This is a genomic window from Xanthobacter autotrophicus, assembly GCF_030015065.1.
Lineage (GTDB): Bacteria > Pseudomonadota > Alphaproteobacteria > Rhizobiales > Xanthobacteraceae > Xanthobacter > Xanthobacter autotrophicus_D.
Genome location: NZ_JAIVFN010000050.1, coordinates 18750 through 30126, shown reverse-complemented (window position 1 = coordinate 30126; position 11377 = coordinate 18750). Strand labels below are relative to the sequence as shown.

The 11377-nt window shown below is 70.7% G+C and carries 12 protein-coding genes; 7 read left to right on the top strand and 5 right to left on the bottom strand.

Features of this window, described 5'->3' with window-relative positions:
• Nucleotides 1–83 precede the first annotated feature (83 nt).
• Nucleotides 84–647 carry an HD family hydrolase gene (locus tag K9U40_RS11875; RefSeq protein ID WP_282890411.1) on the top strand — a complete coding sequence of 188 codons (564 nt, stop codon included), beginning with the start codon at nucleotides 84–86 and terminating at the stop codon, nucleotides 645–647.
• Nucleotides 644–1150 carry a tyrosine phosphatase family protein gene (locus K9U40_RS11870; RefSeq protein ID WP_282890410.1) on the top strand — a complete coding sequence of 169 codons (507 nt, stop codon included), beginning with the start codon at nucleotides 644–646 and terminating at the stop codon, nucleotides 1148–1150. Before K9U40_RS11875 ends, K9U40_RS11870 begins: the two co-directional genes overlap by 4 nt.
• A gap of 50 nt (nucleotides 1151–1200) precedes the next feature.
• Here the strand turns inward: K9U40_RS11870 and K9U40_RS11865 are convergent, their stop codons facing one another.
• Nucleotides 1201–2127 (bottom strand): methyltransferase domain-containing protein, encoded by a 927-nt coding sequence (locus K9U40_RS11865; protein ID WP_282890409.1) that lies wholly within the window; start codon nucleotides 2125–2127, stop codon nucleotides 1201–1203.
• A 65-nt stretch (nucleotides 2128–2192) separates the two neighbouring features.
• On the opposite strand from K9U40_RS11865, the gene K9U40_RS11860 reads away from it, so the two are divergent.
• Both K9U40_RS11860 and K9U40_RS11855 read left to right on the top strand, forming a co-directional pair.
• A complete protein-coding gene (locus K9U40_RS11860; protein ID WP_282890408.1) occupies nucleotides 2193–3239 on the top strand; it encodes a ligase-associated DNA damage response exonuclease in 1047 nt (348 codons plus the stop codon).
• Nucleotides 3236–4864, top strand: a complete 1629-nt coding sequence (locus K9U40_RS11855; protein ID WP_282890407.1) for a cisplatin damage response ATP-dependent DNA ligase — start codon at nucleotides 3236–3238, stop codon at nucleotides 4862–4864. The genes K9U40_RS11860 and K9U40_RS11855 overlap by 4 nt, the downstream gene beginning before the upstream one ends.
• Before the next feature lie 111 nt (nucleotides 4865–4975).
• On the opposite strand, the gene K9U40_RS11850 is transcribed toward K9U40_RS11855, so the two are convergent.
• Complete coding sequence (locus K9U40_RS11850) at nucleotides 4976–5653, bottom strand: S24 family peptidase (protein ID WP_282890406.1); 678 nt, start codon at nucleotides 5651–5653, stop codon at nucleotides 4976–4978.
• A 158-nt stretch (nucleotides 5654–5811) separates the two neighbouring features.
• Between K9U40_RS11850 and K9U40_RS11845 the strand changes: the two genes are divergently transcribed.
• Nucleotides 5812–6174: a DUF952 domain-containing protein gene (locus K9U40_RS11845; protein ID WP_282890405.1), complete on the top strand. Its 363-nt coding sequence runs from the start codon at nucleotides 5812–5814 to the stop codon at nucleotides 6172–6174.
• Here K9U40_RS11845 and K9U40_RS11840 read toward each other — a convergent pair whose 3' ends face one another.
• Nucleotides 6175–7500 carry an MATE family efflux transporter gene (locus tag K9U40_RS11840; RefSeq protein WP_282890404.1) on the bottom strand — a complete coding sequence of 442 codons (1326 nt, stop codon included), beginning with the start codon at nucleotides 7498–7500 and terminating at the stop codon, nucleotides 6175–6177.
• Between the two features lie 5 nt (nucleotides 7501–7505).
• Entirely contained in the window at nucleotides 7506–7775 is a 270-nt protein-coding gene (locus K9U40_RS11835) for a DUF6460 domain-containing protein (RefSeq protein ID WP_282890403.1), read from the bottom strand.
• Between the two features lie 190 nt (nucleotides 7776–7965).
• Here K9U40_RS11835 and K9U40_RS11830 point away from each other — a divergent pair, with 190 nt between their 5' ends.
• A complete protein-coding gene (locus K9U40_RS11830) occupies nucleotides 7966–8535 on the top strand; it encodes a LysE family translocator (RefSeq protein WP_282890402.1) in 570 nt (189 codons plus the stop codon).
• Between the two features lie 39 nt (nucleotides 8536–8574).
• Here K9U40_RS11830 and K9U40_RS11825 read toward each other — a convergent pair whose 3' ends face one another.
• Nucleotides 8575–9465 carry an alpha/beta fold hydrolase gene (locus K9U40_RS11825; protein ID WP_282890401.1) on the bottom strand — a complete coding sequence of 297 codons (891 nt, stop codon included), beginning with the start codon at nucleotides 9463–9465 and terminating at the stop codon, nucleotides 8575–8577.
• A gap of 364 nt (nucleotides 9466–9829) precedes the next feature.
• Between K9U40_RS11825 and ffh the strand changes: the two genes are divergently transcribed.
• Nucleotides 9830–11374, top strand: a complete 1545-nt coding sequence (gene ffh / locus K9U40_RS11820) for a signal recognition particle protein (RefSeq protein ID WP_282890400.1) — start codon at nucleotides 9830–9832, stop codon at nucleotides 11372–11374.
• Nucleotides 11375–11377: the final 3 nt, after the last annotated feature.

The window sequence follows — 11377 nt, the reverse complement described above, 5'->3', positions numbered from 1 at the left end:
CGCCCGAGGCGCCGGCAACGGCCGCGCAGGCCCCTGTCCCCGCCCACCGGAAAAAGCCGGCGCCGGCGCGGGCATGGCAGCGCATGCTGTCGGGGCGCAGGCTCGACCTGCTCGACCCCTCCCCCCTCGACGTGGAGATCGAGGACATCGCCCACGGCCTCGCCCGCGTCGCCCGCTGGAACGGCCAGACCTGCGGCGCCAACATCTTCTCGGTGGCGCAGCATTCGCTGCTGGTGGAGCGCCTGTCGCGCCGCACCCATCCGGACCTCGACCCGCGCTGGCGGCTGTGCGTGCTGCTGCACGATGCGCCCGAATATGTGATCGGCGACATGATCTCGCCGTTCAAGGCGGTGCTGGGGGGCGACTACAAGGCGGTGGAGGCGCGGCTGCTGAACGCCATTTCCATCCGCTTCGGCCTGCCCGCCCTGTGGCCAGACGCCCTGATCAAGATCGTGAAGGCCTCCGACCGCGCCGCCGCCTATTTCGAGGCGACGCGCCTCGCCGGCTTTGCGGCGCAGGAGGCACAGGCCTTCTTCGGCCGCCCGGCCCGCCTCGACGATGCGCTTGAAAAGGACTATCTCACCCCATGGGAGGCAGAAACTGCCAAGATGCGGTTTCTGAAACGGTTCGAGGAGCTGAAGCCATGATCCATGTCTGCTCCCTCGCCAAGCTGCACGAAACGGTGGAGACCACCGGCGCGCGGCACGTCATCACGCTCATCAATGGCAGCACGGTCCTGACCCGGCCAAGCAATGTGGACCCCACCAACCACCTCTTCCTCGGCATCAACGACATCGTCGAGGAGATCGAGGGCATGGTGGCGCCGGACGAGGCCCACATGCACGAGCTGTTCGAGTTCGTGCGCGCCTGGCCGCGCGAGGCGCCGCTGGTGATCCATTGCTATGCGGGCATCTCGCGCTCCACCGCGGCGGCCTATGCGACGCTGTGCGCGCTGCTGCCGGACCGCGACGAGATGGAGCTGGCCCAGCGCCTGCGGCACGCCTCGCCCACGGCGACGCCCAATCCGCGCATCGTGGCGCTGGCCGATACGGTGCTGAAGCGGGACGGGCGGATGGTCGCCGCCATCCATGCCATCGGCCGCGGCGCGGATGCGTTCGAGGGCGAGCCCTTCAGCCTGCCGGTGAGCTGACGCCGGCCGAGCGCGCACCATGCCGGCGCGCGAGCACGCAAGGGTTGCGCTTATCCCAGCACGCAGACGAGGCCGGGTACCGGCACGCCCTTTTCCGCGCGGGTGGAGGCCGCCTCCAGGAGCACCACGGCGAGCCCCGCCTGTGCCGCCAGCGCACGGACATGATCGGCGGAATGGGCGTAGCGCAGGGTGTCGCGCAGGATCACCCCGGCGCCCTCGTGGGTCTCCAGCGTGAGGGCAAAGAGGCCGTCCGGCCGCAGCGTCCGCCGCGCCCCGTGGAAGAAGGGCGTAAGGTCCGCCACGTAGCACAGGGCATCGGCCGCAAGGACGAGGTCGAGGCTCGCATCCGGCGCCGCATCGAGGGCCGCGCCCATCTCGCCGGCCTGAAGCCGGGCATAGAGGCCAAGGGCCGCCGCCTTCTCCAGCATGGCGGGGGAAAGGTCCACACCGGCCAGCCGCTCCACCACCCTGACGAACAGGACCCCCGCCAGCCCGGTGCCGCAGCCGAGATCCAGCCCCTCGGCGAAGGCGAGCGGCCGGCCCCGCGCGGCCGCCGCCCGCGCCAGCGCGTCGAACAGCAGCTCCGGCCCGCGATAGGCGAGCTTTTCGCGCAAGGCGGTATCGAAGCGGTCGGCATACTGGTCGAACAGGGTGCGCACATAGGCGGCCGACATGGCCCCCGCCGCCGGTGCCGCGCCGAGCCGGGCCAGATGCAGCCCCGCCCCCAGCGCGTCGTCGGGATCGAGCGCGCGCACGCGGGCGAAAGCCTCGGCCGCGCCGTCCCGGTCTGCCAGCGCGACACGCGCCTCGCCCAGCAGGAACCAGGCGGCGGCGAAATGGGGTGCGTCCGCCACGGTCTCGGCCAGCAGCTCGGCGCAGGCGCGGGCATCGCCCTCGGCGAGGAAGGCGCGGGCCCAGTCGAGCCGCCGGTCGAGCACGGGATCGCCGGAGGAAACGGTGAAGGCGGAATGAGCCACTGGAACGAAACCTCGCGAAACCGCTTTGCGCTTCCCATATAGGCGGCAAGCCAGTTCATAAAGACATGCGCCCGGAAGACCTGCTCTGCCCCTCGCCCAAGGGCCTTTATTCCCCAGCCGGCGACTTCTACGTGGACCCGACGCGCGCCGTGCCGCGGGCGGTGATCACCCACGGCCACTCGGACCATGCCCGCGCCGGCCACGCTCATGTGCTCGCCACCCGGCAGACCCTGGACCTCATGGCCATCCGCTACGGCGAAGGCTTTGCCGGCTCGACCCAGGCGCTGGCCTATGGCGAGGCTGTCGCCATCAACGGCGTGCGCGTGAGCCTGCATCCGGCCGGCCATGTGCTCGGCTCGGCCCAGGTCCGCATGGAGAAGGACGGGCTCGTGATCGTGGTCTCCGGCGACTACAAGGACGCCGCCGACCCCACCTGCGCGCCGTTCGAGCCGGTGCGCTGCCACGTCTTCGTCAGCGAGGCGACGTTCGGCCTGCCGGTGTTCCGCCATCCCCCCGCGGCGGGGGAGACCGACAAGCTGCTCGCCTCGGTGCGCATCTTCCCGGAGCGCACCCACATCGTCGGCGCCTATTCCCTGGGCAAGGCGCAGCGGATGATGGCCCTGATGCGGGCCGCCGGCCACGACGCGCCGATCTATGTGCACGGCGCGCTTACCGCCATCACCGATTATTACGGGATGCAGGGCCTGGCCCTGGGCGACATCCGGCCGGTGAAGGGCACGGACAAGGCCGCCTTCGCCGGGGCGGTGGTGATCGCCCCTCCCTCCTCCATGACGGACCTGTGGGCGCGGCGCTTCGCCGATCCCATCACCTGCTTTGCCTCCGGCTGGATGCGGGTGCGCGCCCGCGCCCGCCAGCGCGGCGTGGAACTGCCGCTGGTGGTGTCCGACCATGCCGACTGGGACGGCCTCTGCGCCTCCATCCGCGCCACCGGCTGCGAGGAAGTGTGGGTGACCCACGGCGCCGAGGACGCCCTTGTCCACTGGGCCCGGACCCGCCAGTTGCGCGCCCGCCCGCTCCACATGGTGGGCTACGGCGAGGAGGACGAGGAGGCGGCTCCCGCCGACGGCGCGGCGCCGGGGGCTGAGCCATGAACCGCTTCGCCGCCTTGCTCGACCGCATGTCCTATGAAGCCGGGCGCAATGCCAAGATCCGGCTGATGGCGGATTATTTCCGCACCACGCCGGACCCCGAGCGCGGCTTTGCGCTTGCCGCCCTCACCGGTGCGCTCTCCTTCGCCAATGCCAAGCCCGGCGTGGTGCGCGCCCTCATCACGGAGCGGGCCGATCCGGTACTGTTCGAGATGTCCTACGATTATGTGGGCGACCTCTCGGAGACCGTCGCCCTCATGTGGCCGAAGCTGGAGGGCGCGCCCGCCCACGCGCCGCTCCTGTCGGAGATCGTCCACGGCCTCTCCACCCTCTCCCGATCCACCCTGCCCCGGCGCCTTGCCGGCTGGCTCGACGGACTGGACGAGACCGGCCGCTGGGCGCTCCTGAAGCTGATCACCGGCGCCATGCGGGTGGGCGCCTCCGCCCGCCTCGCCAAGACCGCGGTGGCGAGCCTTGGAAGCGTGACGCCGGACGAGGTGGAACTGGTCTGGCCCGGCCTCGCGCCGCCCTATGAGGCGCTGTTCGCCTGGGTGGAGGGCCATGGGCCGCGGCCCGAAACCTCCAACCCCGCCCCGTTCCGCCCGGTAATGCTGGCCCACGCCATCGAGGAAGCCAATTTCGCCGACCTTAACCCCGGCGATTTCAGCGCCGAATGGAAGTGGGACGGCATCCGCGTGCAGGCGGTGGCCGGCACCGGGCCGGACGGGGTGCGGGCGGTGCGGCTTTATTCCCGCACCGGGGAGGACATCTCCGAGGCCTTCCCCGACCTTGCGGATTCCATCGCCTTCGACGGCGCCATGGACGGGGAATTGCTCATCGTGCGCGCGGGCCGGGTGGAGCCGTTCAACGTGCTCCAGCAGCGGCTCAACCGCAAAAGCGTCACGGTGAAGATGCTGGCGGAATTCCCCGCCCATATCCGCGCCTACGACCTGCTGATGGACGGCGGGGAGGATCTGCGCGAACGCCCCTTCGCCGAGCGCCGGGCCCGGCTGGAGGCGCTGGTGGCACGGCTGGCGTCGCCGCGCATCGACCTCTCCCCGCTGGTGCCATTCACCGGCTGGGACGACCTCACCCGCGCCCGCGCGGACCCCGCCTCCGCCGGCGCGGGGCCGGACGCCGAGGCGGTGGAAGGGGTGATGATCAAGCGCGCCGACAGCCCCTATCTGCCCGGCCGCCCCAAGGGTCCGTGGTGGAAATGGAAGCGCGATCCGCACACGGTGGATGCCGTGCTCATGTATGCCCAGCGCGGCCACGGCAAGCGCTCCTCCTTCTATTCGGACTACACCTTCGGGGTGTGGACGGAAGGCGAGGAGGGCGACGTGCTGGTGCCCGTGGGCAAGGCCTATTTCGGCTTCACCGACGAGGAGTTGAAGCGGATCGACGCCTTCGTGCGGCGCGCCACCATCAACCGCTTCGGCCCGGTGCGGGAGGTGGTGCACGAGAAGGACGAGGGGCTGGTGCTGGAAGTGGCCTTCGAGGGGCTCGCCCGCTCCACCCGTCACCGCTCCGGCATCGCCATGCGCTTCCCCCGCATCGCCCGCCTCAGGTGGGACAAGCCGCCGGGGGAGGCCGACCGGCTGGAGACGCTGGAGGCATTGCTGCGGTAGGAGTCTTTATACCAACGGCTCCGGTCTTCGACCGAAGCCGAGAGGGTGTCGCTCAAGCGCCGCGCGGGCTTCATGCCAAGGCCGATGAGGCACGCTCACCGGCCCTTGGCATTACTGGCTCGCCCAGATGATGCGGGCCATCCACTCCAGTTGGTCCAGCGGAATCTGCCGGTCCTCGTGGGCGGGGTTGAGGGAGCGCAGCTCCACGTGGCGGGTGGTCTTGCGCACCAGTTCCTTGGCCAGCACCTCGCCTTCGCGGGTCTTCACCACCACCCGGTCGCCGCGCCGGACCGAGGCGGCCGGGGAGACCACCACGATGTCACCGTCGCGATAGACCGGCTGCATGGAATCCCCCGCGATCTCCAGCGCATAGGCATGCCGGTCGTCCACCTCGGGAAAGGCGATCTCGTCCCAGCCCGCGCCCACGGGAAAGCCGGCATCGTCGAAGAAGCCGCCCGAGCCCGCCTGGGCGAAGCCGATCTGCGGGATGGCGTGGATGGGCCCGGTCAGCGGCCGGCTTTCCTCGGCGAAGCCGAGCGCCCCGCCGTGCCGCGCGTCGGCGGGCACCAGCATGGCGAAGAACAGCTCGGCGCTGGTGCCGGTGGCGGAGAGGGCCTTGGCGATGCTCTCGGTGGAAGGCCAGCGCAGGCGCCCGTCCGTGGTGATGCGCTTGGAGCGGTTGAAGGTGGTGGGGTCGAGCCCGGACCGACGCGCCAGCCCCGACGTGGACAGCCCGTGCTGTTCCGCGAGCTGGTCTATGGCGCGCCAGACCTGGCCGTGAGTGAGCATGGAGCTTTCGTTCCCCGCCGCGTGAGTCCCGAGACTAAGAATTTGTTCCCTTTTTGTACAGGACTTCTATCCTGATGCAACCCTGAGACGCAACAGGTTGCCGTTTTGTTCGATTCCGCGTAAGGGATCGGCTCAAGATCCCCTCGCGGAGCCGCCCGGTGCCTGACCCGTCCCCCGCCCCTGCCGTCATCTACAAGATCTGCCCCGCCGTCCTGTGGGCGCAGGCGGAGGCTGAAGGCGTGTTCACCGGCGCGCCGGTGGACCATGCGGACGGCTACATCCATTTCTCCACCGCCGCGCAGGCGCACGAGACGGCGGCGCGGCATTTCAAGGGTGCAGGCGACCTCAAGCTCGTCGCGGTGGCGGTCGAGCCCCTGGGCGGCGCCCTGCGCTGGGAACCCTCGCGCGGTGGAGCCCTCTTCCCCCACCTCTACGGCCCCCTGCCGCTTGCCGCCGTGCGGTGGGTGAAGGACCTGCCGCTGGGGCCGGACGGCGCCCACGTCTTTCCGGACATGGCCTGATCACGCGCCGAAGGTGCGGCGCTCCAGCGCCGGCAGGCGCAGCGCCTGGAACGCGCCGCGGGCAATGAGGAAGGCGAGGAAGGCCAGCCACAGGCCGTGATTGCCGAGCCCCCGCAGCCCCCACCAGGCGGCGAGATAGACGGCGAGGGCGCACAGCATCAGGTTGCGCATGTCGCGCGACCACAGGGCGCCGATATAGACCCCGTCGAAGGCATAGGCGGCGACGCCCGCCACCGGCAGCAGCGCGGCATAGATCAGGAAGTCGCGCGCCGCGGCGCGCACCTCCGCGCTCGTCGTCATGGCATCCACCACGGCCGGGCCGATGGCGAGGTAAAGCACGCAGGCGGCGAGCGCGAAGACCAGCCCCCACCCCAGCGACAACCGCACCCCGGCGGCAAAGTCCGCCCGCCGGCGCCCGCCCACCGCCGCGCCGCAGATCTGCTCGGCGGCGGTGGCGAAGCCGTCGAGGAAATAGGCGGCCACCATCACCATGTTCTGCAGCACGGCATTGGCGGCCAGCGTCACGTCGCCCGCCCGCGCGCCCTGCGCCGCGAAGAAGGAGAAGGCGAACATCAGCGCCGCGGTGCGGATCATGATGTCGCGATTGAGCAGGAAGGATTCGGCAAGCCGCGCCCGGTTGAACAGCACGCCGGGCGGCAAGGCGACGGCGCGGCCGAGCATCTTCAGGCACAAAAGCAGCCCCGCCGCGGTGCCGGCGATCTCCGCCATCAGCGTGCCGGCGGCCGCCCCCGCGACGCCCCAGCCGGCGCCGAGCACGAGGGTGGAGGTGAGCGCCATGTTGAGCAGGTTCATGCCCACCTGCAGCGCCAGCGCGCGGCCGGTGCGCCCGAGGCCCACCAGCCAGCCCAGCACAACATAATTGGCCAGGGTGAAAGGCGCGGCGAAGATGCGCACGGCATAATAGGCACGCACCGCCGCATTCACCTCCTCGCTCGCGCCGGCAAGGCCGAGGGCGGCATAGGCGATGGGTCCCTGCAGCGCGATGAGGGCCAGCCCCAGCGCGCCGGCGAGCAGCAAGGCGCGGGCGAGCACGGCGCGCTCCTCCACGCCGTCGCGCCGGCCCATCGCCTGGGCGGCGAGGCCCACCGTGCCCATGCGCAGGAAGCCGAACACCCAGAACAGCATGTCGAAGATGACGGCGGCGAGCGCGACGCCGCCGAGCAGCGCCGCATCCCCGAGCCGCCCCACCACGGCGGCATCCACCACGCCGAGCAGCGGCGTGGTCAGGTGCGCCACCGTCATGGGCAGCGCGATGGCGAGCATGCGAGCGTGCGTGACCCGCCCGTCAGAAGCGGCGAGGGTCATGGGGGTCAGCGCCGGCCGAGGACGCGCAGGATGAGCCAGAGCGGGATGACCACCACGGCGCCCAAAAGGAAATAGCGCCACAGCCGCTCCACCGCCTCGAAGCTGAAATTGAACAGGCTGCGCACCAGCCGTTCGAGGCTGGCGAGGATGTTCATGGGGTCGAGCCCCAGCGCCGCCAGGATGACACCCACCACCACCGAGAGGACGACGAGGCGCACCAGCACCCAGGCGGGCGACCCGCCGAAGAAACGGGTGATCTCGTTGTTCTCGGGCATGGGGACCTCCTGTCGGAAGGCAGGTCTAGCACAGCTTCGCGCGCGCCGGGAATGCGGCCCCTTGGAGCGCGATCCGATCGGCTAACGCGTTCTCTCCGGGAAATCCCCATGTGACACCAGCTTCCGTTGGCCGCCGGCGGGGCGCCCTCTAAGGTCCGCCTCGCCCATGGCGGCCGAAGGGATGACACGCGTGCCCACAGCCGAGTTTCTCTTCGCCATCTGGGGCCTGCTGCTCACGCCCGGCCCCACCAACACGCTGCTGGCCCTGTCCGGCGCGTCGGCGGGCCTGCGCCGGTCCACGCGGCTGATGCCGGCGGAACTTGCCGCCTACCTCCTCGTGGTGACGCCGCTGGCCCTGTTCGGCGCCGACCTCCTCGCCCGGCAGCCGCTCGCGGCCAGCGCGGTGAAGCTCGCGGCGGCGGGCTGGGTCGCCTTCCTCGCCGTGAAACTCTGGCGGGTGGAAGCGGAACGCGCCCAGGTGGAGACGATCACCCCGCGCCGGGTGTTCGTGACGACCCTGCTCAATCCCAAGGGGCTGATCATCGGCCTCACGCTCCTGCCCCATGGGGCCGCGCCGGTCTTCCTGCTGCATCTCGGCCTGTTTGCCGCCTCGGTCCTGATGGTGGCGGCGATCTGGGCCGGCGCCGGGGCGATGATGAAGCGCGACACCGCCGAGCCGCCCCTCGTCTATCGACGCGCCGCCGCCTGCTGGCTCGCCCTCCTCGCCGCCGCGCTGGTCGGCGCCGCGCTGCGGGCCTGAGCGCCCGCGCGAACGGCCCGCATTTGCCGCCACGGCAGCTCATCCGGCGGCGAGGAAGGCCTTGACCAGCGCGACGGTCGCGGCCGGATTCTCCTCCATGATCCAGTGCCCGCTGCCGGGGACGACGGCGCCCTCGACATGGGTGGCGGCGAATTTCATCACCTCCGCCATGGTCAGGCCGAACGACATTTCGCCGCCCAGCGCCAACACCGGCACCGTGAGCTTGCCGGCGGCGAGGAAGGCCTTGTTGTCGATCGCATCCTGATCGAAGGCGGCGAACTGGGCGAACCCGGCCCGCATGGCGCCCGGCAAGGCATAGAGCGCGGCGTAGTGCGCCCGCGCCGCCTCGCCGAAATGGCTGGGATGGGCGGAGAATTCGTTCCAGAAGCGGTCGAGGTAGATGCGTTCACGCCCCTCCACCAGCCGCTCCATGTCCGGGCCGCCGAAGCGGAAATGCCAGAGCAGCGGATTCTTGAGGATCTCCTCCCACGGCCCCACACCCGGCAACGGCGCGTCGATGAGGACGAACCGTGTCACCCGCTCGCGATGGAGGGCGGCGAAGGCGAAGCCCACCATGTTTCCGATGTCGTGGGTGACGAGGGCGGCCTTCTCGATGCCCAGCGCATCCAGCACGCCGGCCACATCGCCGGCCTGGGTCTTCTTGTCGAAGCCGCCATCCGGCTTTGCCGAGAGCCCCATGCCCCTCAGGTCCGGCACCACCACGGTATGGTCCGGCGCCAGCGCGGCAGCCATCGCGCCCCACATGTCGCCGGTTTCGCCATAACCATGCAGCAGGACCACAACCGGCCCGCTGCCGCCGAAGCGGACATGGATGGTCGTGCCGTTGGTCTCGATTTCCCGGGTGCGGAAATCCGCCGGGAAGGGAACCACCTGCGCAGGCGCGGCGCCGGTCGTGGCGGTGTCAGGCATGGGACTTCCTCCGTCGCGGCAACCTTGAAGCGCGTGCGCGCCCGGCGGAGTATGGCCTCATAAGGCCGTGGGCAGTAGCGTCGCGCGGCCGGTTTCCGCTCGCCGCAAACGGAATCCGCAGCGAAGGCGATGATCGGGAGTCCGGATCCGGAATTTGCCTCCCGCGCGCAAAGGTGCTAACCACCCGCACTTCACGAGGACGGCCCTGCCGATCCGCCGACCGGACCTAAGGGTCCGGAGGTCACCGCCCGACAGCGCGATGCGCCCTCGGGCGCGATTTGCGTTGGCTTGCAGGCTTGGGCTTGCCGGCCGGCGCGCGGCGCGGCAAGGGCCCGCCCCATGTGAGCCAACAGCACGGACGGCCATGTTCGATACCCTTTCCGACCGCCTCGGCGGCATACTCGACAAGCTGAAGCGGCGCGGCGCCCTCACCGAGGCCGACGTGGGCGAGGCCATGCGCGAGGTGCGCCGGGCGCTGATCGAGGCGGACGTGGCCCTCGACGTGGTGCGCTCCTTCACCGACCGGGTGAAGAACCGCGCCGTGGGCGTGGAGGTCATCAAGTCGGTGACCCCCGGCCAGATGGTGGTCAAGATCGTCCATGACGAGCTGGTCGCCACCCTGGGCTCCGACGCCGACCCCATCGACCTCAACGCCCCCGCCCCCGTGCCCATCCTGATGGTGGGCCTGCAGGGCTCGGGCAAGACCACCTCCACGGCCAAGATCGCCAGGCGCCTCACCGAACGCGGCAAGCGCAAGGTGCTGATGGCGTCCCTCGACACCCGCCGCCCCGCCGCCATGGAGCAGCTCGCCACCCTCGGCAGGCAGGTGGAGGTGGCGACACTGCCCATCGTCGCCGGACAGAGCGCGGTGCAGATCGCCAGGCGCGCCATCGAGGCGGCGAAGCTCGGCGGCTACGACGTGGTCATGCTCGACACCGCCGGCCGCGTGACGCTGGACGAGGCGCTGATGGCCGAGGTGGCCGAGGTGAAGGCCGCCACCGGCCCACACGAAGTGCTGCTGGTGGCCGACAGCCTCACCGGCCAGGACGCGGTGAACACCGCCAAGGCCTTCGACGGCCGCGTCGGCCTCACCGGCATCGTGCTCACCCGCGCCGACGGCGACGGCCGCGGCGGCGCGGCGCTCTCCATGCGCGCGGTCACCGGCAAGCCCATCAAGCTGCTCGGCACCGGCGAGAAGATGGACGCGCTGGAGGATTTCGATCCCCACCGTGTGGCCGGCCGCATCCTCGGCATGGGCGACGTGGTGGCGCTGGTGGAGAAGGCCGCCGAGGCCATCGACATCGAGAAGGCGAAGGTCACCGCCGAGCGCATGCGCAAGGGCACCTTCGACCTTGACGACCTGCGCAGCCAGCTGGAGCAGATGGCGAAGATGGGCGGGCTCGGCGGGCTCATGGGCATGCTGCCGGGCGTCGCCAAGATGAAGAACCAGATCGCCTCCGCCAATCTCGACGACAAGGTGTTCAAGCGGCAGGTGGCCATCATCAATTCGATGACGCCGAAGGAGCGCCGCGCGCCGAAGCTCCTCGACGCCTCGCGCAAGCGCCGCATCGCCGCCGGCTCCGGCACCAAGGTGGAGGAGATCAACCGCCTCCTGAAGATGCACCGCCAGATGGCCGACGTGATGAAGTCCCTCGGCGGCCCCGCCGGCAAGCGCGGCCCGCTGGCGGGCCTTGCCGGCATGATGGGCTTCGGCGGCGGCGGGCCGTCCCCGGAAATGCTCAAGGACATGGCGGAGAAGATGGGCGCCGGCGGTCCCGGTGGTGCCGGCGGTAGTGGCCTGCCCCCCAACTTCCCCGGTCTGCCGGGAGGCCTGCCCTCCAAGTTCCCCGGCGGCCTGCCGGGCCTGCCGAAAGGCCTTCCTGGACTGGGAGGCTCGAAGAAGAAGTAACGC